Origin of the sequence: Pseudarthrobacter polychromogenes, from assembly GCF_014644495.1 — a bacterium.
In the GTDB taxonomy this organism is placed as follows: Bacteria; Actinomycetota; Actinomycetes; order Actinomycetales; family Micrococcaceae; genus Arthrobacter; species Arthrobacter polychromogenes.
Genome location: NZ_BMKU01000017.1, coordinates 16,768 through 38,450 on the forward strand (window position 1 = coordinate 16,768; position 21,683 = coordinate 38,450).

A 21,683-nucleotide genomic window follows, 5' to 3' on the forward strand; every position below is an offset into this window, starting at 1 on the left:
AGGTCAGCGGTTTAGAGGAAGCCGAGCAGTACGGGGAGGCCAAGCGTGACGGCGGGAACGAAGGTGATGAACAGCAGGGTGGTGACCATGGGGACGAAGAACGGCAGTATTCCCTTGATAACGACCGGTACCGGTGCCTTGGTAACACTGGAAAGGACGAACAACACCAGCCCCACAGGTGGGGTGATCAGTCCAATCAGCAGGTTGAAGATGACCATGATTCCGAAGTGGACAGGGTCGATCCCGAAGGTCTCTGCCACGGGCAGGAGGACGGGGACCAGGATCAGGATCGCAGCCGTCGGCTCCAACACGCAGCCAACGAGAAGAAGCAGCACGTTGACGAGGATCAGGAAAACGATCGGCTGGTTGGTGATATCCAGGATCAGGTTTGCAGCCACCTGCGGAGCCTGTTCCCTGGCCAGCACCCAGCCGAAGAGTGCCGCCGCGGCGACGATCAGGAGCACCGAGCCCGAGGTCTCGACAGTAGTCAGCAGCGTGCGGTACGCCTTCCGCCACGTGAGTGCCTTGTAGACAACGGCGAGGACTGCGATGTAGACGACGCCGATTCCGCTGGCCTCGGTCGGGGTAAAGATGCCGCTCAGGATGCCGCCCAGGATGACCACTGCGGAACCGAGCGCCGGAACCGCACCGAGGGCCGTCTTGCCACGGGTGGCCCACGTCGCTTTGGGCAGGCGGAGCTCGTTCTTCTTCCGCATGAGCAGCCACACGGTAGCGCATAGTGCGCCGACGAGGATCAACGCGGGGACGATCCCTGCCATGAAGAGGGCACCGACGGACACTCCAGCCGTGACCGCGTAGATGACTGCTGGAATGCTCGGCGGGATCATGGGTGCAATCAGGCTCGAAGCGCCTGTGACACCGAGCGCGAACTCCTGCTTGTAGCCGCGCTTGACCATGGCCGGCACCTGGACCCGGCCCATCGCAGCGGCGTCGGCGATAGCGGCGCCGCTCATCCACGAGAAGCCGAAGCTGGTGGCGACGTTGACGTAGCCCAGGCTGCCCCGGAGGTGGCCGATGGCTGCCACCGCGGCGTCGTAGAGCTTGTCCGTAACACCGGACACATTGGCCAGGTTGCCCAACAGAATGAACATTGGAACGGCGAGGATTGAGAAGCTGTCGACACCGGAGACCGTCTGCTGGACGGCTGTGCCGAGACGCACGGACGGGTCCATGAGGACATAGCCGAGGGACGGAATGAGCAGTGCAATTGAGACAGGGACGCGGAGGGCGAGCAGCAGCAGAAGGCTGATCACCATGATGAGGAGTGTCATATTGGTTCCTAGACCGCTTCCCGTTCGAGGTTTTCCATCGCATCAGGCACTAGTTCGGGATGGCGGATGTTGAGGTACATGTGCACCAGGGCGTGGAAGCAGATCAGCGCGAATCCTGCTACGGCCGAGCTGTAGACAAGGCTCATGGGCAGTGACGTCGCGGGGGCCTGAAGGCGCGCCGCGCCGGCTGCGAATTCTGCCCCCGCGAATGCCATCATTCCCGAGGCGATGATCACCATGGCCAAAGCGAAGGTATCCAGGACGATGGTCCCCTTACGCCCCAGTTTGCTGGCGAGGAGGTCCACTGCGATGTGGATGCGGCGCGCCATGACGAAACCGGCGGAGACGAACGTGAACCACAGCAGGGCGAACCGTGCAAGCTCTTCAGTCCAGGTGAAGGGCGTATTGAAGACGTATCGGCTCACCACCTGAAGAATGATCAGGCCGAGCGTGCCCACGAGGAACGTGCACGCCGCGACCCTCTCCGTGACCACCAGGTACCGGTAGGGGGCGTTCCGTTGTTCAGCGAAATCAGGGTCATCGGGTTCCTGCGGGACCCGCAGCCCCGTCGCAATGTTGTTTTCAGTGTCCCGGTACGTTTGCCCACCGACAGCTTCAGTCATCGGGCGGACTTGATCTGGTTGTAGAGGTCACCCCAAGGCTGCTGCCGCATGGCTTCGCCTGCAGCGGCGGCGAAGGACTCGCGGTCCACATCCTCATTGACCTGGATGCCGCTGCCGGTCTTCCATTCCTCGAGGATGGACTGCTCCTGCTCCTCGACGCAGGTGCGCGTGGCCTCTGCACCGGCCTGCATCGCTTCCTCGAGTGCAGTGCGTTCTTCATCCGAGAGGCCCTCATAGACCGCCCGTCCGGTGTTCAGCTGAACGCCCTGGATCATGTGGCCGGTGAGGTTGATGTAGTCCTGCACCTCGTTGAATTTGGCGGTGGCGATGGTGGGAATGGGGTTTTCCTGGGCGTCGATAACGCCCTGCTGCAGGGCGAGATACACCTCGTCGAGCGCCATCGGGGTTGCGGTTCCGCCCATCGCGCTGACGTTAGCCAGGTAGAGGGGTGCGTTGGGGGTGCGAATCTTGAGTCCGGCAAAGTCCGCCGCGGTGCTGATCTTTTTGTTCGCCGTCACGTGGCGGGTCCCGTAGTACCAGCTGGAAAGTACCTTGATGTCCGAGGACTCATAGAGGTCGTCGAAAACGGCTTTCATCTGCTCGCCGTTTGCAGTCTCCACGAAGTGGTCCACGTCCTGGAACAGGTACGCCGCATCGAGGACGGCTGCGTTCTGCTCCCAGACGCCCAGGAAGGACGGGCCCGCCACGGCCATGTCGAGGCTGCCCGAGGCGACCTGTTCGAGCAACTCGGATTCGTTGCCCAGCTGCGCGGACGGAAAACTCTGGACCTGCAGGCCGCTTCCCTGCAATTCCTTCTTGATGGTGGCGACGCCGCACTCTTCCACGGGATGGCCGGCGTCATAAACGTGGGCCAGGCGCAGGGTTTTCGCGTTAGCGTCAACGGACTCGACTTTGCTGCGGTCCACCGGTGTACCGACGCTGCAACCGGACAGCAGCAGAGCCGCCGCGGCGGCAACGCTTAGTACGAGCTTCCCTTTGCCACGGGGAGCTGCCACGTTGCTGATGGGGTTAGTTTCAAGCTTCATTGCTGAATCCTTCCGAAAAACGAGTTGGTCGTTAGGTTGTTGAGTGGGTTTTGAGGGGCGAGAGGGACAGCTCCTGGGCCAGGACGTCCAGTTGGCTGGCGGTCGATGCCGGCAAGGGGACGGCTTCCGCGGCGTCTGCTTGGCGACGACGCTCCGGGTCTCCCGGCGCATCGACAGGCTGGCCACCCGGACCCGACGAACGCACGCGGTCCTGCAGTGTTGCCACGCGCGATGCCGTATGGGCGCTTCCCCCGAAGGCAGCAGTATCAAGGCCGATGACCAGATGGCCGTTGTTCATGCGGGATGCTGGATTGGACCAGATATCGATGGTTTCAAACGCATAAGTTGCGTCAGTCAGGGACGCTGCGAAGGCTTCGAGCAGGACGGCAACTGCTGAGCCCTTGTGCCCGCCGAAGGGGATCATCGATCCCTTTTCCGCCTCGAAAGGGTCAGTGGTTGGGTTTCCGTGGGCGTCAACGGCCCAGCCCTCCGGAAGTTGGGTGCCTTCGTTCTTCGCAGCGATCACCTTGCCGTAGGCACCGTTACTGGTGGCCAGGTCAGCGGTAAGTGGCCATCCTGAAGAGCTGGGAACACCGAGCGTCAGCGGGTTTGTACCGAGGACCTTTGATGTTCCCCCATGAGGTGCGACTACCGGTCCCGTCGACGAGGTAATAAAGGACATAAAGCCTGCCTCGGCGAGCAGATCGCTCCAGAAGGCGCCGGCCCCGAAATGGCTGCTGTTGTGAACGGCGACAGCGGCGATGCCCTGCGCGCGGCCGACGCTGATGACCCGTTCCACGGCAGCCTGCATTGCTACCTGCCCCAGCGCAGCATCGGCGTCGAGTACTGCCACGCTGCCTTCATCCTTGGAGAACTTCAGGCTGGGCCGCGGATTAATTCCTCCGAGCCGCAGCGCTTCGCAATACAAGGGAAGGCGGAGCAGTCCGTGGGAGTAGATGCCGCGCTGATCCGCCTGCACAAGGGAGCGGGCCGTGAGGTCCGCGTCCGTGAGTGGAACATCGCGGGCAGCCAACGCTTCTGTGGCGAAGCGAACAAGGTCCGGCTGTGGGAAGAGTTGCTGGGTACTCATCGTCGAACGCCCTTCATATAGGAATCTCTAGAATCCTATATGTATTGTGGGGCAGGCCACAAGTGCCTCCAGGATTCAGCCAGTTCAGGTTGTTCCGAGGACCAAGGCAAGGAGCCGTGCGTCCGCTTGGAGTTGCCGTTGTGAAAGGCTGCAGTCATGGACAACTCACCGCGGGACCATGACCTCGTTCTCTTCGGAGTGACGGGCTTCGTTGGCCGACTGATTGCCGGCTACGTTGCGGAACATGCACCGGCCGGTATGCGGGTCGGACTCGCGGGCCGGTCGAGGTCCAGGCTCGCGGCGGTTCGGTCGCAGTTGCCGGCCGCCGCGCACGGTTGGGCCCTCATCGAAGCCGACTCGGAGGACGCGGACTCAATCGCCGCCCTAGCCGCGGGCACACGCGTGCTCTTCACAACCGTCGGTCCATACGCGAAACACGGACTACCCGTCGTCGAGGCCTGCGCACGGGCCGGCACCCACTACGCCGACCTTGCCGGTGAGGTGTCCTTCATCCGGGAGGCTATCGACCGCTACGACGATCTGGCCAAGATGAACGGGGCCCGGATCGTGCACTCGTGCGGCTACGACTCCGTGCCGTCCGACCTCGCCGTGCTGCTGCTTCATCAGGCGGCAGAAGCCGATGCCGCTGGCGGTTTAGCCGAGGTCCAGCTCATTGCGACGGCCAAGGCCGGCATCAGCGGAGGCACGCTCGAGTCGATGCGCGGGCAGCTCGACGCAATGCGATCAAACACCGCCCTGAGGTCACTGGTTGCGGACCCCTACGCCCTGAGCCCCGACCGTACACGGGAGCCGACTACGCCACAGCCGCCTGACGCCGGCCCCGTGCACCGTTCCGGTGACGGCACCTGGACTGCGCCGTTCATCATGGCCCCGTTCAACACCCGAATAGTGCGCCGCAGCAACGCACTGCAGGGCTGGGCCTACGGCCGCTCCCTTCAGTACGGCGAGGTGATGGGGGTGGCACCCGGACCGGCAGGAGCGGTCGCCGCCAGGGCAATGGCACTCGGGCTCCGGTCATTCATGGGCGCCATGGCGTTCCCACCCAGCCGGAGGGTGCTCGATCGCTTTCTTCCGGCACCAGGCACGGGCCCGAGCACCGGCACGCAGCGCGCGGGCTGGTTCCACTCACAGGTGACCGCCCGGACCGGAGCCGGTCAGCGCTACCAGGCCATTGCTGCTGGCCCCGGTGATCCCGGCTATGCCGCCACCGCCGTGATGGCAGGGGAGAGTGCACTTGCTCTTGCCCTCGACGGTGACAGGCTGCCCGCCGCTAAAGGGTCGCTGACACCGGCCACTGCACTCGGCAACGTGCTCATACAGCGGCTCCGTGCCGCCGGCCACACCTACCAGGTAACCAAACTGGCCTGAACCCAGGTCCTGCAGCTCGCCTGTCACGAGCGGGTGTCGAGGTACTGCAGAATCGCCCGGGCCGTTTCCTCCGGAGCGCTGAGGTGGGGGCAGTGCCCGGTGGCCTGAAGCTGCACCAGGGTGCTGTGTTCCAGATTCTTGTGCAGGTAGGCGCCCACTTCCGGCGGGGCAAGCCGATCGTCCGAGCACTGCAGAATCAGGCAGTTGGTGCGCACCTTTCTCAGTTCAGGCCGGGTATCGGAGAAAAAGGTTACCCCGGCGAAATGCCGTGCGATGGTCGGATCTGTCCGGCAGAAACTGGCCCGCAGGTCCTCCGCTAATTCCGGCTCCTGCGGGTTGCCCATGACCATGGGCGCCAAGGCTGCGGCCCAGGCGAAATAGTTGCTGTCCAGGGATGCCAGCAGGCCCTCGATGTCTTCCCGCGAGAACCCGCCCACGTAACCGTCGTACGGGTCATCCGTATGACGGGGTGAAGGAGCAAGCAGGACCAGGTGGGAGAAACGGTTGGGGTCCTGCACGGCGGCGGACACGGCGATCATCGTGCTGACACTGTGGCCCACCAGGATGACGTCCTCCAGCTCAAGGGCGGCGCAGATCTCCAGCAGGTCCGAGGCGTACCCGTTGAGGGTCCCGTACTTCTCCCAGTCATAGGCGCTGATATCCGAGTGTCCTGCACCCACATGGTCGAAAAGCACCAGCCGGTAATGATCAGCGAAATAGGGCAGGAGCTTCCGCCACATCGCCTGATCGCAGCCAAAACCGTGGGCAAACATCATCACGGGCCCATCATCCCGGCCGGATATGGTGACGTTGTTCCGGCCGATTACGGCAGCAGCTGCTTCGCTCACGTCCTCACTGACCCTCCGTCGGGTGGCGTCCTGTCCCAGACTATCCACGGGGAATAGCGAATCCTAGGAATCCTCCCACTATGACCTTCGTGGTGAGATAGCCAGGCTCTTTACTCGGCTACCAAGTCGGACGGCAACTGGGCTTCAGGTCCGGCCTCGCCACCCATTGCAGCGACCAGCCGTTCACGAGCGCGCCCCAAATGGACGTCGAGCAGCCCGGCGGCTTCGTCGCCCCGGCCTTGCTCAATCAGTTCCAGCAGCCTCTGGTGCTCCGCCTGGATCAGGGCGGTGTCGAGGAGGTGCAGCGACTGTACACGGGACATGCACAGACGGACTTCCCCAACGAGCGACCGGTACATCTTGCTGATGCGCGTATTGCCCACAGCATCGATCAGGCTGGTGTGGAACCTCATGTCCGGTTCCACCACGTCCAGCGGCGCACCGCTCTTCACGGCGGCAATGTCCTTGTTCGCCTGCACGGCACCGGCCGGAACGGTCCGGCCGGAGGCAAGCCGTCGGAGCACTTCGCTTTCCAGGTAGGCCCTGGCCAGGTAGATGTCCCGGACCGACTCCGGTCCCAGATCCACCACGCGTGCCGTCTTATGCGTTCCCCTGTCCAGCAGCCCTTCGGCCACGAGCTTTTCAATGGAGGCTTTGGCGGTGGGGCGGGCCACCTCGTAGGAGGAAGCGACGTCCGTCTCGGTGAGCGCCTCCCCGGAACCGAGTTCACCGGAGAAGACGCGGCTCCGCAGATCTGCGGCGATCGCCTCCACGATGGAGACTGCTGCAATGCGACCGGGCACGTGCGTTCCCTCCCAAGGTTCTTTCCGAGTTACTTCATCTTGCCAGACAGAACAACATCGATACTTGACCAACATGTGTACTTGTTAGACAATCGAAGGGCGCCACGGTGTTGTGACGCCTCACACAATCTGGAGACACATGTTTCAGCAGATCCTCGACCCCATCGCCGGGTCCCTCGTGATTTCAGCCCTTTGCGCGGCTCTTCCCCTCGTCCTGCTTTTCGTCCTCCTTGGCGTCTTCAAGGTCAAAGCACCTTTCGCCGCCCTGGCCGGCCTGGTTCTGTCACTGGTGCTGGCCATCGTCGGCTGGCAGATGCCGGTCAACCAGGCCCTGAGCGCCACGGCAGCCGGCATCTTCTACGGGCTGTTCCCCATCCTGTGGATCCTGGTGAACGCGCTCTGGATCTACCGGCTCACCGTGGCCACGCCGTGGTTCGAGGTTCTGGGACGCACCATCCGTTCCATCTCCAACGACCTGCGGATCCTGGCCATCCTCATCGCCTTCTGCTTCGGTGCGCTGCTTGAGTCGCTGGCCGGCTTCGGCGCACCCGTGGCAATTTCCGCCGCCATGCTGATGGCCGCTGGCATGAAACCCCTGAAGTCCGCGATTGTCTCGCTGCTGGCCAACACCGCTCCCGTGGCGTTCGGCGCCATGGCGGCACCCATCATTGCCCTCAACGGCGTCACCGGCCTGCCGCTGAATGAGCTGTCCGCCATGGCCGGACGCCAGACGCCGTTCATCGCACTGATCGTCCCGCTGCTGCTGGTGTTCATCGTGGACGGCCGCCGCGGCGTCAAGCAGACCTGGCCCGTGGCACTGGTGGCAGGCGCCGCCTTCGGCCTGGCCCAGTTCGTCACCTCCAACTACTTCGCCGTGGAACTCACGGACGTCGTCGCCGCCGTCGTCACCGTGGCCGCAGTCCTGCTCATGCTGAAGGTCTGGCAGCCGAAGGAAACCGTTGGCATGGGCGGTGCCGTGGAGGCTGCTGCCGTCCCCGCCGTCGTCAGCGCCGGCGGAACGGGCGGCTCCTCGGCACAAGAAGGTACGGCACAGGAAGGTACGGCACAGGAAGGTACGACGGCGGCACGCGGCAGCGGCGGCAGCGCCCCGCCTGCAGACCCCGCCATCCCCACGGACAACTCCCGGCCCGAGCCGCGCCAGATCTGGATGGCGATCGCGCCCTACCTGATCATCATTGCGGTGTTCTCCGTGGCCCAGATCCCGATCGTCAAGGCCTGGCTGACCCAGGTTGGCAGCGTCACGTTCGCCTGGCCCGGCCTGGACATCACGGACTCGGCCGGCAAGCCGGTGGCGGCCACCAAGTTCAAGCTGGACCACCTCAAGGCCACCGGCACCCTGCTGCTGTTCTCCGGCCTGCTCACCATGCTGCTCTACAAAATCAGTGCATCCCAGGGCCTGCGCATCTACCGCGACACCGTGGTGCAGCTGCGCTGGACCATCGTCACCGTCACCGCCGTGCTGGGCCTCTCCTTCGTGATGAACCTGTCCGGCCAGACCACCACTTTGGGCTTCGCCCTGGCCTCCGCCGGCGGCTTCTTCGCCCTGCTCTCGCCGCTGATCGGCTGGATCGGCGTGGCACTCACCGGCTCGGACACCTCCTCCAACTCGCTGTTCGGGCAGATGCAGGCCACCGCAGCGGAGCAGACCGGACTTTCACCCGTGCTGATGGCTGCGTCCAACTCCTCCGCCGGCGTGATGGGCAAGATGTTGTCCCTGCAGAACCTGGCCGTGGCCTCGGCTGCGGTGGGTCTTGACGGTGCCGAGGGAACCCTGTTCCGCAAGCTCATCGGCTGGAGCCTGGGCCTCCTGGCCCTCATCACGGTCCTGATCTTCCTGCAGTCAACGCCCGTCCTCGGCTGGATGGTTCCCTGATATGGCACCGCTGGACCTCGCAGCCCTCCGCTCCGCCGTCACCGATCCCGCCCACGTCAAAACCCGGGCCATCGACCTGCACGCAAACGCCCACGACGCCTCCCACTTCCTGCTGATCCCGCAGGCCGTGGTCACCGCCGGAAGCGCAGTCGACGTGGGCGGGCTGCTCCGCGCGAGTGCCGCCCAGGGCGTGCCGCTCACGTTCCGCTCCGGCGGGACCAGCCTCAGCGGACAGGCCGTCACCGACGGCGTGCTGGTGGATGTGCGGCGCAATTTCCGGGACGTTGAAGTGCTCGACGGCGGTGCGCGCGTCCGGGTGCAGCCCGGCGTCACGGTGCGGGCGCTGAATGCCCGGCTGGCACCCTACGGCCGGAAGTTCGGGCCCGATCCGGCCAGCGAGGCCGCGTGCACCATCGGCGGTGTGGTGGCGAACAACTCGTCCGGCATGAACTGCGGCACCGTGGACAACGCCTACCGTACGCTCGAGTCCCTCACCGTCGTGCTCCCGTCCGGGACAGTCATTGACACCGGCGCCCCGGACGCGGACACCAGGCTGCGCGCGCTGGAGCCGGAGCTTTACCAGGGGCTGGCGGAACTCGCGGCCAGGGTGCGCGGGAACAGTGAGTCCGTGCGCAGGATCCGGCAGCAGTTCGCCATGAAGAACACCATGGGCTACGGCCTCAACACGCTGCTGGACTTCAGCAGCCCGGTGGACATCATGGCCCACCTGATCGTCGGCAGCGAGGGAACCCTGGGCTTCGTGGCCGAGGCCGTCTTCCGCACCATCCCGCGGCTGCAGCACGCCGCCACGGGACTGCTCGTCTTCCCGGACCTGCAGGCGGCCAACGCCGCCCTGCCCGCGCTGGTGGACACCGGTGCGGCCACGGTGGAGCTCATGGACGCGCTGTCCCTCAAGGTGGGCCAGGCGCTGAAGGGGACTCCCGCCGTCGTACGTGACCTGGTGGTGCGGGACCACGCTGCCCTGCTGGTTGAATACTCGGCCGAAGCGCAGGACCAGCTCGCGGAGCTGCAGCAGGGCGGTGAAAGCATCCTCAAGGAGCTGAGCCTCTCCGCCGAAGCCCACTTCACGGGTGACGCCAAAGAACGTGCGGGGCTCTGGCACCTGCGCAAGGGCCTGTATGCCTCGGTGGCGGGCGCCCGGCCGCAGGGGACCACCGCCCTGCTGGAGGACATCGTGGTCCCGGTTCCCGTGCTCGGCCGCACTTGCCAGGACCTCATCGGGCTGTTCGACAAGTACAGCTACAGCAACAGCGTGATCTTCGGCCACGCCAAGGACGGCAACGTCCACTTCATGCTCACGGACGGGTTCACCACCGCCGAGGAGCTGGACAGGTACAGCTCGTTCACCGAGGACATGGTGGACCTGGTGCTGGGGGAGGGCGGCTCACTCAAAGCCGAGCACGGCACCGGACGGGTGATGGCGCCCTATGTGCGGCGGCAGTACGGGGATGAGCTGTACGGCGTGATGCTCAGGATCAAGGAGCTTTTCGATCCGCGCGGGATCCTCAACCCCGGCGTCATCCTGGACGACGATCCCGAGGCGCACCTCCGGCATATCAAAACGGCACCGCCGGTGGCCGAAGAGGTGGACCGCTGCGTTTCCTGCGGCTACTGCGAACCGGTGTGCCCCAGCAAGGACCTCACGCTGACGCCGCGGCAGCGCATCGTCACCCTGCGTGCCATCGAGGCCGCGCGCCTGGCCGGCGACACGGCGCTGGTGGAGCAGCTGGAGAAGGACTACGACTACGAATCGGTGCAGACCTGCGCCGTGGACGGCATGTGCCAGACGGCCTGTCCGGTGGAGATCAACACCGGACTCCTGGTCAAGCGGATCAGGCGTTCCGACGCCGGTTCCGTTGCCAACGGCGCCTGGAACGCGGCTGCCAAGCACTGGGAAGGGGTGACTCGCGGCGCTTCGCTGGCGCTCACCGTGGTCAACAAGCTGCCGGCCGCCGCGCTGGTCCCGCCCAACAAGGCCGCCAGGGTGGTCCTGGGCACGGACACCGTTCCGCTGTACTCGGCGGAGCTGCCGGGCGGCGGTTCCGTGCGGAAACGTCCGACGCCGGACCGGGCACCGGACGCCGTCTACTTCCCCGCATGCGTGGGGACCATGTTCGGGCCGGCTGGTGCGGACCAGTCCGGCACGCCCGGGCCGGGAGTCCAGTACAGCTTCGAGCAGCTGTGCGAACGGGCCGCGATCACCCTGCTGGTGCCGCAGGGCATCGATGGCCTGTGCTGCGGCACCCCCTGGTCATCCAAGGGCATGGTGGCCGGCCAGGCGACCATGCAGGAGAAGACCCTGGCCGCGCTGCGGGAAGCCACCCGGGACGGCGAACTGGCCATCATCTGCGACGCGTCGTCCTGCACGGAGGGCCTGCGCCAGGCCGTGGAATCGGATGTTCCCCTGGTGGGGCAGCGTCCCCTGCGGATTGTGGACGCGGTGGATTTCGCGGCCGAACGCATCCTGCCCAGGCTCCCGGACCACAAGAAGCTGGATTCGCTGGCACTGCACCCCACCTGCTCGTCTACGCGCATGGGGATCAATGCGTCCCTGGATGCGGTGGCCGGTGCAGTGGCGGAGAAGGTGGACGTCCCCGCGAACTGGGGCTGCTGTGCCTTCGCGGGGGACCGAGGCATGCTCCACCCGGAGCTCACGGAGTCGGCCACGTGGAAGCAGGGGGAGGAGGTCGCGGAGCTGGGCGCGTCAGCCCATGCGTCCTGCAACCGCACCTGTGAGCTCGGGATGACCAGGGCAACCGGGGCTGAGTACCGGCACGTGCTGGAGCTGCTGGAGGAAGTGACGCGGCCCGGGGAAGGCGTTGTAACGATCCCTGAATTTCGCAGCTCAACGGGTGCGTAGGATGTCTTTCCTGGGCAGGACAAACCGCCCCGACCTTGAGGTCCGCGAGCAGCGCCTTGTGTTTCCCGCAGCGTGCGGGTGAGCTGCCGGTGTGCTCAGACCCTAAGGTGCAGCCGGTCCCTGGCCGGGTCGGATTGTTGCTGCGCGGCGCGCCCGCCGGCGCCTCCACCCGCGCTGGAGACCGGCTTCACCCGCCGGAATGCGGCGAGAATGGCCCGCCCCACCACAACGATGCCAACGATGGTGGTGACGGCTCGCAGGGTGTCCCAGCCCGCCGTCGACGTCACCAGCGAGTACAGCAGGAAGCTGCTCAGATTGGTGGCCAGCGGCGCGCCGGGCACGTAGGAGATGCCGGTGCCGGCCCCCACCGCGAACGGCCAGAACCACAGGTTGGTCAGCAGGCCGAACAGGTAGGACGCCACGGCACCGTAGCCGCACAGCATCCACAGTTCTGCCTTGCCGCGCACCCGGCGGGGGAGCAGTCCGGCCCCGGCTCCCACCCACGCGCAGGCGAAGATCTGGAACGGTGTCCACGGCCCGATGCCGCCCCACAAGGCACTTGAGAGGGCGATGGTTGCGGCGCCGAGGAGCATGCCGAACCGGGCACCGAACGCCCGGCCCGCCAGGATCAGCAGGATAAAGACAGCCTCCACACCCCCGACGCCGGTGCTCGCCAACCGCACCGCCGAACCGACCGCTGCCAGGACGCCGAGCAGCGCCACCGTGTGAGCGGAGCGGACCGAGCCGTCCAGGGACACGACGACGGCGACGACGGCGAGCGGCGCGATGGCCAGCGCCGCGTAGGGGAGGGCGGCGGCTGCGTCCTGCGGGAGGGCCGCGGCGAGTAGCGGCCAGCAGAAGGCGGCGAGGGCCAGGAGGTTTGCCGCGCCGAGGATAGCGAGTTCGGCGCCGCGCGGCAGCCGGATGCGTTGGGGCTTTCGTTCTGCGCTGTGGGTCTCTGGTTCGCTGCCCCTCGGTTCCGGTCCGGCGGCTGCAACCCGGGGGAGCGGGAGGGGCAGCTCGGGTTCTTCGGCCGGTGCCGCTTCGGATGAAGGTGCGACGCCGTCACGCATTGGCAGGATCCGGGCACCGAGGCCGTGGGCAAAGTCGTGGTCATGGGTGGCGATCAGGACCGCCGCGCCGGAGTCCGCCGCCGCACGCAGTGCCGCCGCGACTGCCGCCCGTGCCGAAGGATCGAGCCCGCGGGTGGGCTCATCGATCAGGAGCACCTGGGGATCGTCCATGGTCTGCAGCGCGATGGCCAGGATCCTGCGCTCGCCGGCAGAGAGGTCCCGCGGATGTTCGTGGCCGATGGGGATCGTGACGTCGCCCCGCAGCCGGGCCAGTCGCGACGCGGCAAAGCCGGGTGCGGGCTGTCCGCCGTTCTTTCGGCGGGCAAGGCGACGCTCGGCCGCGCGCAGCTCGCCCGCCACAGAATCCCTGGTGAAGAGATCGTCAGAGGCGTCCGGCACCAAGGCGACGCGGCCGCCGTCGAGCATGGTCGCACCACCCGTTCCTTCACCCAGAGCCAGGGCAACCAGGAGGGAGGACTTCCCGGCTCCGTTCGGGCCCACCAGGGCCACCAGTTCACCGCTGTGCAGGGTGAGGGATGCATCGCGCACCAGGGTGTTGCCCTTGCGGTGGACGGCGAGGTTAGTCGCCGTCAGCACCGGAGCGATGTCAGCTGGCGGAGAAGGGATCTGCTGAGCCTCGGCAGGCTGCGAAGTTGACGGGGCGGCAGCCGGAACCCCTGCAGTTGGAATCAATGTGCCGTCGTCTATTGTCCACCACGAGTCGGCAACGGGGACGAGCGCTGACGCTCTGTGCTCGGCCACGATGACGCAAACGCCGGCGTCGCGGGCGAGGTCGTGGAGTACGGCGATGACGTGCCCGCGTGCGGAGGTGTCGAGGTCGGCCAGGGGCTCGTCCACCAGGAGCAGGCCCGGATCTTCCACCACCGCGGCGGCGACGGCCACGAGCGTTGCCTCGCCCGCGGAGAGGGTGCTGACGTTCCGGTCCAGCAGCGCCGAAACCCCTATGCGTTCGGCGACCTCCAGCACCCGGGCCTTGGCGGCCCCGGACGCCACGCCGCGCAGTTCCAGTGCCAGGGAGATTTCATCCCGGACCTTGGTGGTGGCGAAGGCTGCGCGGGGATTCTGCAGGACGACGCCGACGACGCGGGCGGTATGCCGCGGCGGGGTGGCGGCTCGGTCCATGCCGGCAACGCGCACGGTCCCGGAAATGTCGCCCCCATCAACGTGCGAGAGGAGGCCGGCAATGCCCCGCAGGATGGTGGATTTGCCGGAGCCCGTGGGTCCGGTGATGACCGTGAGGGACCCGCTCCGCGGCGCAAAGTCCGGGACGCTGACCTGCGCGTCGCGGATGCGGAACTGGGCGTCGCGCACCAGAAGCGGGCCGCCGTCGTCGTTCTTGGAACGGTGCTCCGCCCGGCTCCCGAAGCCGCGCAGCTCCAGGGCGGCGGCAACCCTGCCCGCGTGCTCAAGGGTGTGCTCGAGGATGGGCACCAGGGCGCGGGGTCCAAAGCGTTCGCCCCGCAAGCGGAACGCCAGGCGCACGGAGGTCACGGCGTCGGACAGCGCGGGGAGCGCCGCCCAGGCCACCACAAGCATCCGGCCGATGCCCTGCATGGGGCCGCGGCGGGCCAGATGCACAAACCCGCGGGCCACGTCCACAAAGGCGTTGAGCAGGCCGAAACCCAGGAACATCGCGGCAATCGGCAGGGCGGACAGGACCGCCGCCCACAGTCCGGGTCCGCTTACCGGGCCGAGGAAAACCACATGGGCGTACGGGGCAGGCAGGCGCATCGCCGGCAGGTCCAGCAGGACCGGCTCGCCGATGCCCGCCCCGTTGAAAAGGATGCGGTAGATGACCCGCGCCACGATGAAGACGACGGCGAGAGCCGCCGCTGCGCGTAATGGCGCGGGCCGGAAGGTCATGCCGCGGGGGCGGCCGGTTCGCCGTCGACCGTGAAGAGGAGTTCCAGGCTCTCGCCGGGGCTCACCTTCAGGGTGGCGAGGCCTTCCTGGGCGTAGGCCCACTCACCGGAGGCCGGTTTGACCCAGAGCGCCCAGTAGGCGAAAGCGGCGGGCATGCTGCCGCATTCTTCGCGGTACGTGCCCTCCTTGTGGGTGATGTCGAAGTCCGCGGCGGGCACACCGTTCACCCGGCACACCAGTTCGGTGGGGTACTGCGTGGTGCCCTCGGTTTCCACGTCCGCCTCTTCGAGGATCTCGGCAGCCACCGTGGGCTCGTCCACGGGCACGCACACGGTGGTGTCGGCGGCTTCCTGCTTCAGGGCGCCCGAGTCGACGATGACCTTCACGCCATCGCAGGGAGCGTCGGCGGCGCTGGAGGTCGCGGCCGACGGCGACGGCGCGGAGGAGGTTGGCTGGGTGGCGGCCGGCGCGGAACAGGCGGCGAGGGAAAACAGGAGACCGGCGGCGGCGAGGGAGCTCGCGGCGGCGGTGCGCATCTTAGTCAAAGTCACCTGTTAAGGGTAGGGCGTTGCCCGGCAGGATCCGGAGGCGGCCGCGTTTTGTGACGCCATCCGTCGACAGGAACGACGGCGGGGAGTCCCGCCGTCGTTCCTGTATCTGCAGTGTGTCGGGGTGCTAGATCACGACGAACAGGAGCCAGGCCAGCAAGGGTGCTGCGACGATCATGGACATTCCCCAGATCATCATGCCGCGGAAGGTTTGTTCGCGCTTTTCTTCCTCAGTGTTGGCGACGACGAGTGCGCCGCCGGTGGAGAAGGGGCTGGAATCGACGGCTGACGCTGCGATGCAGAGGGCGATGACGAAGCCCAGGACACCAACGGAACCGGTGGTGAGCAGTGGTGCTGCCAGGGGGACGAGCACAACGAACATGGCGTTGGTGGAGGCGAAGGCCGATACCACCCCTGCCACGACCAGCATCATGAGCGCTGCCAGCAGGGGGGTGCCGATCCCGGCGACGGAGTTGGCGAGTTCTTTGATGACGCCTGCGGTTTCGAGCATGCTGATGTAGGTGACGATTCCGCCGATGAGGAGGATGACGTTCCAGCCGATGTGCCCGAGGGCTTCCTTGGAGTGCTGCGGGTAGAGGGCCGAAAGTGTCACCGCGGCGGCAAGGGCGAGGAATCCGACGTCGAGCTTGAAGCCCAGGGCGCCGACAAGGATGCTGGCCATGAGCACTACGGTGACTATTTTTTGGCCGGTCCAGGTAGCGGTTTTTGTGATGGTTGCGGTCCCGCCGCCGAGGTAGGAGGTGGTGGGGTCCGCGGTCTCCTCTTCGCGTCCGCGGCGCATCAGTTCGGGTCCTCCGAGGAGGATGAACGCGACGGCGTTGATGACCACGTTGGCGATGAAGGTCCAGAGGAAGAGCTGGCCGGCGTCGACTGAGATGCCGACTTTGTCCAGGACGCCGTCCACGATGTTGTAGTAGACGGCGATGGGGGAGAATCCGCCGGCGTTGGTGCCGTTGATGATGCACAGGCCCACGAGCAGCGGGTTGATCCTGTAGCGCTGGGCGAAGGCAAGGCCCACGGGGATGAGGATGGCGTTGGTGGCTGCGGAGAGCGCGCCGGATCCGGTGATGATGGCGGCGAGGATGAAGAATACCCAGGGGACCAGGGCAACCCGTCCCCGCACGGCACCCACAGCGCCTCCGACGATCTGGTCGATGGTGCCGTTGGCCCGGGCCATGCCGAAGAGGTAGGTCACGCCCAAGAGTGTGATGAGGAGACTGCCTGGGAATCCGGAGGCGATTCCGGAGGCTGTCTGGCCGAAATACAGGACGCCGAGGAGGAAGGCGACAACCAGGGCGACGGCGCCCATGTTGATTTTCCGCCACATTGAGAGGCCGAAGATGAGGACAAGGCCGGATACGGCCACGAGTTCTTGCATGGCTTAGTTGATCTCCACTTGGTATCGGAATGAGGACGCCAGCCCATGGGACTCGCGGTACTCGGCGACGTCGCCGGTGTGGGTGCGCGCGGTGCGGTTGATTTTGACGAGGGGGTCCCCGCTTATGCAGTTCAGGAGTACGGCCTGGCCGTCGGTTGCCTGGGTGACCGAAAGTTCCTCGGTTGCCGAGCCGATGATGAGCCCGATCCGCTTTTCGTATTCCGGATACAGCAGGCTGCCCAGCTCATCGAGGCTAATCTCAGCGATTGGCTGAAATTGCGGCAGTGGGAGCCAGATGTTCTCGATCAGGAAAGGGGTGTCCTGCCACAAACGAAGACGGTGCAGGTGCAAGACCGCAGAATGTTCCTTGACGTTCAGGGCAGCGGCGACGTGGGCGGGCGCGTTCTGCGTGTTCCGCTCGAGGATGCGGCTTCCGGGAGTCTGCCCGGTCCCTCCCTGCATCCGGAAGAAACGGAAGAGCGAGTGCTGGAAGGTGGCGCGGCGCACGTACGTGCCGCGGCCCTGATGGCGTTCCAGAATCCCGTCAGCGGCGAGTTCGGCAAGGACACGCCTCAGCGTGCCTACGGAGATGGCGTAGGCCTCCGCCAGCGCGGACTCGGGCGGCAGGGGTGTGGTGCTTCCCCATTCGTTGGCCCGGACGCGCCGGATCAGGTCGTCTTTGACCCGTGCATGAAGAGGCAGCCGCTGATCGGTCTGAGCCAAAGCCGGGGAGCTGGAAGCTTGTGTCATGCCTCACAGCGTAGAACAAATTCCTTTATAGGTCTAGTCCTATAAAGGTTTAATGGTTTCCGGTAGGGTAAATGCATGAATGAACTGCCCGCCGCGTGGATTGACACCCACGCCCACATTTTTGAGCCTGGATTGCCTACTGTTGCAGGTGCGCGCTACGTGCCGACCTATGCCGCTCCCCTGAGCCGGTACCTGGCCGTCCTGGCCGCCAACGGTGTGGCACGAGGCGTTCTGGTTCAACCCAGCTTCCTCGGTTCCGACAACAGCTACCTCTTGGCAGCACTGGCTTCAGCTCCGGCTGCACTCCGGGGAGTGGTTGTAGTTTCGCCGGACCGGGTGGATGCCGATCTTTCCCCCAGCCGAGTGCGTGACTTGGACGCTGCCGGGGTCCGGGGGGTCCGCCTGAATCTCATCGGACAGCCCCTGCCGGACCTCTATCTCCCTGAATGGGAAGCCGCGGGCCAATCAATGGCCAGGCATGGCTGGCATTTGGAAGTTCAGGCCTCGGGGACGCAATGGTCCGCCCTGGCGGCCGCGCTCAGTAACTGGCCCTCGAAGATCGTCATCGACCATCTCGGTCTGCCTCACGCCCAGAACCCCGGGGCTATCCACGCTGTACTGCAGCTTTTCAGCCAGGCCCACGTCTGGGTCAAGGTGTCAGGGCCCTACCGGTCCTCACCGCAGGAGGCCGCCGACATGTTCGCCAGGCTGGTAAGGAATGGCTCAACGGACCGGCTGGTTTTCGGCAGTGACTGGCCCTTTACGCGGCACGAAGACCAGGCCTACGGCAGCATTCTTGAATGGGGCCGGACGCTGGCAGGTGAGGAGCTTTTTGACCGGATGATGACAACTAACGCCCAAACACTCTTCGGGTGGGCTGATCCCACCACTTGCCGCCGCGCTGAACCGGCGCTCCAAGGCCCCCGCGACTGATAGGGCAGGCGGGGCGGCAACGGCTGCAGGAGAGCAGCATCCAACCGACGCGGACGACGTCGAAGTGTCCAATGTGCCGGAAGTCGCATGCGCGCTCACCATCGGCGAACGCGCAGCATCCGTCCGCCTTGGAGAAACCCACGCGCTGACCACGTCCCTGCTGCGGCACTTGATGCGCTACAGGCCGGCGCCATCGGCTGGCAGCACGTGCGCATGCCTGACCGCTGTGCCGCCTGACATTCCGCGCTGTCTTTTCGGTCTCCGCGGCGCCCACACGAGTGCTTCCTACAGGCGGAGCTCCATAAAGACGCTGTTGGGGTCCAGGACGTAGCCAGCGAACGGAGGGCACTCAGTGAAACCATTGCGGGCGTACAGGCGGCGAGCGGAAGCGAAGTAGTCCTCGGTTCCTGTCTCAAGGTAGAGACGCTCGAGGTTCCGGGCGCGGGCATCGTCGAGGATATGGCGGAGCATGAGGGTGGCTACGCCCCGTCCGCGGGCGCTTGCCGTGGTGCGCATCGACTTGATCTCGCCGTGCACCGGCCTGCCGGAAGCGGAATCCAGGAGCTTGAGTGCGCCGCATCCCAGCAGCCCGCCGTCCTCGCGGGCGGTCCAGAACGTAATCGACGGCACGGACAGCGCGGAGTGGTCCAGGGCATGGACGCTTTCGGCCGGGGACGTGGCGAACATATCCGCCAGGTGTTCGCTGAGGAGCTGATGGACGTCGCCGCGTGCGGGGTCGTCCCGGTCAATGGAAATCATCGGCTCTAATGTACCGGCTGAGCGGCGGACTCCGTGACGCCACCAACCACGTTCGGTTCGCGGCAGGGCCTCTCTCGTTGAGTGACCAGTTCGCGAGTACCCATGGGGGCTCTGGCAGAACCAGCCTCAGCAGGGACTCCCGTTGGCCGTTCCGGCCGTGGTGTGCTCGAAAGGACAACGAAGTCCAACCACATACGTAACCGACAATCCCAAGGATGAAGACGATGAGCACGGACTGCAACGGAAACAACACCACGACTCAGGGAATCCAGGCTGGCGTGTCGCGCCGCAACATCATCAAGCTGACAGGTGCAGGCGCGGCGGCCATCGGGCTCTCCAGCGCGGCAGGAGCCGGGCCGGCCTTCGCAGCACCGACTGTTTCGCGCAAAGACCTCGAACCGGGCGACACCTCCAACGGCGCGGACAACTTCTACACCAGCAACCAGGTCACGGTGAAGAAGATCTCGTTCAAGAACAAGTACGAGATGAAGGTCGTCGGCAACCTCTTCGTCCCCAACAACCTGGACCGGGGGGCCACCCACCCGGCACTGGTGGTAGGCCACCCGATGGGCGCCGTGAAGGAACAGAGCGCCAACCTCTACGCCACCAAGATGGCGGAGCAGGGCTACGTGACGCTCTCCTTCGACCTCTCGTTCTGGGGAGAGAGCGCCGGCAAGCCCGGCAACTCGGTTTCGCCTGACATCTATGCCGAGGACTTCAGCGCCGCCGTCGACTACCTGCGGGCGCAGGCCTTCGTTGCCAAGGAGCGCGTCGGGGCCATCGGGATCTGCGGCAGCGGCAGCTTCGTGATCAGCGCGGCAAAGATCGATCCGAGGATCAAGGCGATCGCCACGGTGAGCATGTACGACATGGGCGCCGCCAACCGCGACGGACTCAACAAATCCGTGACCCTGGAACAGCGCAAGGCCTTCATCGCCACGGCAGCTGCCCAACGCGACGTCGAGTTCGCCGGCGGCGCGATGGAGTACACCGGCGGCACACCGGATGAGCTCACGGCAGAGTCCACCGCTGTGGACCGGGAGTTTTACGACTTCTACCGGACCGCCCGCGGCTACCACCCGAACACCACCACGCACCCGGCCCTGGCCACCAACACCAAGTTCATGAACTTCCATCCGTTTACCGATCTGGACCTGGTCTCACCGCGGCCGCTGCTGTTCATCGCCGGTGACCAGGCGCACTCAAGGGAGTTCAGCGAAGAGGCCTACCGGCTCGCCACCGGACCCAAGGAACTCTTCTGGGTTCCCGGAGCCGGCCACGTGGACCTTTACGACCGCACCGGCCTGATCCCCTTCGACAAGCTCACGGACTTCTTCCGTACCCAGCTCTAGGAAGGGGGCTGCGGGGGAGGGGTACTGGAAGGGACTCCCTCACCTGCAAAGCTTGGCCTAGCGTGGAAAGCATGGACAACCGAGCAGAAGTACGCGAATTCCTCGTTTCGCGACGCGCCCAGGTTTCACCCCAGCAGGTTGGCTTGCCTGCCGGGGCGAACCGGCGCGTGAAGGGTTTACGCCGCAGCGAAGTAGCAATCCTTGCCGGTTTGAGCGTTGAGTACTACACGCGCCTGGAGCGCGGCGCGATCAGCGGCGCCTCTGGCCAGGTGCTGGAAAGCATCGCCAGGGCTTTGCGCCTGGACGACGCCGAGCGGGCCCACCTGTTCAACCTCGCCAGCGCGGCCAGCCCGGCTGCCCGGCCGCCGCGGCGCCGGACGTCCAAGTCCTACGTGCCGCATCAGAGCCTGCAGTGGGCGCTTGATGCGATCACGGCCGGTCCCGCGTTCGTTCGTAACGGCCGGATGGATTTGCTGGCGGTCAATCCCTTGGCCCGGGCGTTTTACAAGGACTGCTATGACATGCCCGGCCAGTCACCGAACATCGCCCGGTTCACGTTCCTGGACGAACGTGCCCAGCAGTTCTACCCGGACTGGGATGCCTTCGCCGAGGTGACCGTTTCCATCCTGCGGACGGAGGCTGGCCGGGACCCCCATAACAAGGAACTCCACGACCTCATTGGCGAGCTGGGAACCCGCAGCGACGAGTTCCGCCGACGCTGGGGTGCACACAATGTCCGCCATCACGGCACCGGGTTCAAGACCTTCAACCACCCGGTTGTGGGCGAAATGACTCTCGCTTTCGAGGGGCTGGAGATGGCCGCCGAACCCGGGCTGACTCTCACCATCTACACCGCGGAGCCGGGGTCGGCGTCGGCTGAGCGCATGCAGCTGCTCGCCTCATGGGCGGCCAGCGAGTATGGACATTCCGTCCGGGCTGCATCCGAAAAGACCGGGACGGACGGCTGAGGGGCGCCGGCCACCAGGAACGAAAGAACGGCCGACGGCGGGCCTCACCGCGGGGGTCGCGTAGGGGTCCCTCCCAGTACCCCTCACAACAGGGGCTCCTGCACTTCTCTGCCAGCTGCTTTGCTGGAAGGGACCAAATTTTCGTGAGTGG

Annotated in this window: 17 protein-coding genes; 6 read left to right on the top strand and 11 right to left on the bottom strand. The window is 65.8% G+C overall.

The window, feature by feature from the left end; genetic code table 11:
• Positions 1 to 11: 11 nt before the first annotated feature.
• Genes IEX43_RS18820 through IEX43_RS18835 form a run of 4 tightly spaced genes read right to left on the bottom strand, consistent with a single transcriptional unit; the run spans position 12 to position 4,051 of the window.
• Positions 12 to 1,292, bottom strand: coding sequence for a TRAP transporter large permease (locus IEX43_RS18820; protein ID WP_188813530.1), 1,281 nt, complete (start codon positions 1,290 to 1,292; stop codon positions 12 to 14).
• Between the two features lie 8 nt (positions 1,293 to 1,300).
• Positions 1,301 to 1,915, bottom strand: coding sequence for a TRAP transporter small permease (locus IEX43_RS18825; protein ID WP_188813532.1), 615 nt, complete (start codon positions 1,913 to 1,915; stop codon positions 1,301 to 1,303).
• Positions 1,912 to 2,961: a sialic acid TRAP transporter substrate-binding protein SiaP gene (locus tag IEX43_RS18830; RefSeq protein ID WP_188813534.1), complete on the bottom strand. Its 1,050-nt coding sequence runs from the start codon at positions 2,959 to 2,961 to the stop codon at positions 1,912 to 1,914. The genes IEX43_RS18825 and IEX43_RS18830 overlap by 4 nt, the downstream gene beginning before the upstream one ends.
• Before the next feature lie 31 nt (positions 2,962 to 2,992).
• On the bottom strand, positions 2,993 to 4,051 hold the full coding sequence (locus IEX43_RS18835) for an Ldh family oxidoreductase (RefSeq protein ID WP_188813536.1): 1,059 nt from the start codon (positions 4,049 to 4,051) through the stop codon (positions 2,993 to 2,995).
• Between the two features lie 156 nt (positions 4,052 to 4,207).
• Here IEX43_RS18835 and IEX43_RS18840 point away from each other — a divergent pair, with 156 nt between their 5' ends.
• Positions 4,208 to 5,440 carry a saccharopine dehydrogenase family protein gene (locus IEX43_RS18840; RefSeq protein WP_188813538.1) on the top strand — a complete coding sequence of 411 codons (1,233 nt, stop codon included), beginning with the start codon at positions 4,208 to 4,210 and terminating at the stop codon, positions 5,438 to 5,440.
• 23 nt (positions 5,441 to 5,463) lie between these two features.
• Here IEX43_RS18840 and IEX43_RS18845 read toward each other — a convergent pair whose 3' ends face one another.
• Both IEX43_RS18845 and IEX43_RS18850 read right to left on the bottom strand, forming a co-directional pair.
• Entirely contained in the window at positions 5,464 to 6,288 is an 825-nt protein-coding gene (locus tag IEX43_RS18845) for an alpha/beta fold hydrolase (protein ID WP_188813540.1), read from the bottom strand.
• Between the two features lie 110 nt (positions 6,289 to 6,398).
• Positions 6,399 to 7,091: a GntR family transcriptional regulator gene (locus IEX43_RS18850; RefSeq protein ID WP_188813542.1), complete on the bottom strand. Its 693-nt coding sequence runs from the start codon at positions 7,089 to 7,091 to the stop codon at positions 6,399 to 6,401.
• A 139-nt stretch (positions 7,092 to 7,230) separates the two neighbouring features.
• Between IEX43_RS18850 and IEX43_RS18855 the strand changes: the two genes are divergently transcribed.
• Positions 7,231 to 8,985: an L-lactate permease gene (locus IEX43_RS18855; RefSeq protein WP_188813544.1), complete on the top strand. Its 1,755-nt coding sequence runs from the start codon at positions 7,231 to 7,233 to the stop codon at positions 8,983 to 8,985.
• Between the two features lies 1 nt (position 8,986).
• Positions 8,987 to 11,866 carry an FAD-binding and (Fe-S)-binding domain-containing protein gene (locus IEX43_RS18860; RefSeq protein ID WP_188813545.1) on the top strand — a complete coding sequence of 960 codons (2,880 nt, stop codon included), beginning with the start codon at positions 8,987 to 8,989 and terminating at the stop codon, positions 11,864 to 11,866.
• A gap of 95 nt (positions 11,867 to 11,961) precedes the next feature.
• Here IEX43_RS18860 and IEX43_RS18865 read toward each other — a convergent pair whose 3' ends face one another.
• The 4 genes from IEX43_RS18865 to IEX43_RS18880 all read right to left on the bottom strand — a co-directional run bounded on the left by IEX43_RS18865 (position 11,962) and on the right by IEX43_RS18880 (position 17,520).
• The gene (locus IEX43_RS18865) at positions 11,962 to 14,823 is read right to left on the bottom strand and encodes an ATP-binding cassette domain-containing protein (protein ID WP_188813547.1); all 2,862 of its coding nucleotides are present in this window, start codon (positions 14,821 to 14,823) and stop codon (positions 11,962 to 11,964) included.
• Positions 14,820 to 15,374, bottom strand: coding sequence for a hypothetical protein (locus IEX43_RS18870; protein WP_229666540.1), 555 nt, complete (start codon positions 15,372 to 15,374; stop codon positions 14,820 to 14,822). Before IEX43_RS18870 ends, IEX43_RS18865 begins: the two co-directional genes overlap by 4 nt.
• Positions 15,375 to 15,498: 124 nt before the next feature.
• Entirely contained in the window at positions 15,499 to 16,770 is a 1,272-nt protein-coding gene (locus tag IEX43_RS18875; protein WP_188813550.1) for an SLC13 family permease, read from the bottom strand.
• A 3-nt stretch (positions 16,771 to 16,773) separates the two neighbouring features.
• On the bottom strand, positions 16,774 to 17,520 hold the full coding sequence (locus tag IEX43_RS18880; RefSeq protein ID WP_188813552.1) for a GntR family transcriptional regulator: 747 nt from the start codon (positions 17,518 to 17,520) through the stop codon (positions 16,774 to 16,776).
• A 75-nt stretch (positions 17,521 to 17,595) separates the two neighbouring features.
• Between IEX43_RS18880 and IEX43_RS18885 the strand changes: the two genes are divergently transcribed.
• Entirely contained in the window at positions 17,596 to 18,453 is an 858-nt protein-coding gene (locus IEX43_RS18885; RefSeq protein WP_188813554.1) for an amidohydrolase family protein, read from the top strand.
• 285 nt (positions 18,454 to 18,738) lie between these two features.
• Here IEX43_RS18885 and IEX43_RS18890 read toward each other — a convergent pair whose 3' ends face one another.
• A complete protein-coding gene (locus IEX43_RS18890; protein WP_188813556.1) occupies positions 18,739 to 19,212 on the bottom strand; it encodes a GNAT family N-acetyltransferase in 474 nt (157 codons plus the stop codon).
• 224 nt (positions 19,213 to 19,436) lie between these two features.
• Here IEX43_RS18890 and IEX43_RS18895 point away from each other — a divergent pair, with 224 nt between their 5' ends.
• Positions 19,437 to 20,564 (top strand): alpha/beta hydrolase, encoded by a 1,128-nt coding sequence (locus IEX43_RS18895; protein WP_188813558.1) that lies wholly within the window; start codon positions 19,437 to 19,439, stop codon positions 20,562 to 20,564.
• A gap of 71 nt (positions 20,565 to 20,635) precedes the next feature.
• Entirely contained in the window at positions 20,636 to 21,532 is an 897-nt protein-coding gene (locus IEX43_RS18900; RefSeq protein WP_188813560.1) for a helix-turn-helix transcriptional regulator, read from the top strand.
• Positions 21,533 to 21,683: the final 151 nt, after the last annotated feature.

Coding starts and splice junctions, on each gene's coding strand:
- IEX43_RS18820 (WP_188813530.1), bottom strand. CDS start 1,292: ATGACACTCCTCATCATGGTGATCAGCCTTCTGCTGCTGCTCGCCCTC.
- IEX43_RS18825 (WP_188813532.1), bottom strand. CDS start 1,915: ATGACTGAAGCTGTCGGTGGGCAAACGTACCGGGACACTGAAAACAAC.
- IEX43_RS18830 (WP_188813534.1), bottom strand. CDS start 2,961: ATGAAGCTTGAAACTAACCCCATCAGCAACGTGGCAGCTCCCCGTGGC.
- IEX43_RS18835 (WP_188813536.1), bottom strand. CDS start 4,051: ATGAGTACCCAGCAACTCTTCCCACAGCCGGACCTTGTTCGCTTCGCC.
- IEX43_RS18840 (WP_188813538.1), top strand. CDS start 4,208: ATGGACAACTCACCGCGGGACCATGACCTCGTTCTCTTCGGAGTGACG.
- IEX43_RS18855 (WP_188813544.1), top strand. CDS start 7,231: ATGTTTCAGCAGATCCTCGACCCCATCGCCGGGTCCCTCGTGATTTCA.
- IEX43_RS18860 (WP_188813545.1), top strand. CDS start 8,987: ATGGCACCGCTGGACCTCGCAGCCCTCCGCTCCGCCGTCACCGATCCC.
- IEX43_RS18865 (WP_188813547.1), bottom strand. CDS start 14,823: ATGACCTTCCGGCCCGCGCCATTACGCGCAGCGGCGGCTCTCGCCGTC.
- IEX43_RS18875 (WP_188813550.1), bottom strand. CDS start 16,770: ATGCAAGAACTCGTGGCCGTATCCGGCCTTGTCCTCATCTTCGGCCTC.
- IEX43_RS18880 (WP_188813552.1), bottom strand. CDS start 17,520: ATGACACAAGCTTCCAGCTCCCCGGCTTTGGCTCAGACCGATCAGCGG.
- IEX43_RS18885 (WP_188813554.1), top strand. CDS start 17,596: ATGAATGAACTGCCCGCCGCGTGGATTGACACCCACGCCCACATTTTT.
- IEX43_RS18890 (WP_188813556.1), bottom strand. CDS start 19,212: ATGATTTCCATTGACCGGGACGACCCCGCACGCGGCGACGTCCATCAG.
- IEX43_RS18895 (WP_188813558.1), top strand. CDS start 19,437: ATGAGCACGGACTGCAACGGAAACAACACCACGACTCAGGGAATCCAG.
- IEX43_RS18900 (WP_188813560.1), top strand. CDS start 20,636: ATGGACAACCGAGCAGAAGTACGCGAATTCCTCGTTTCGCGACGCGCC.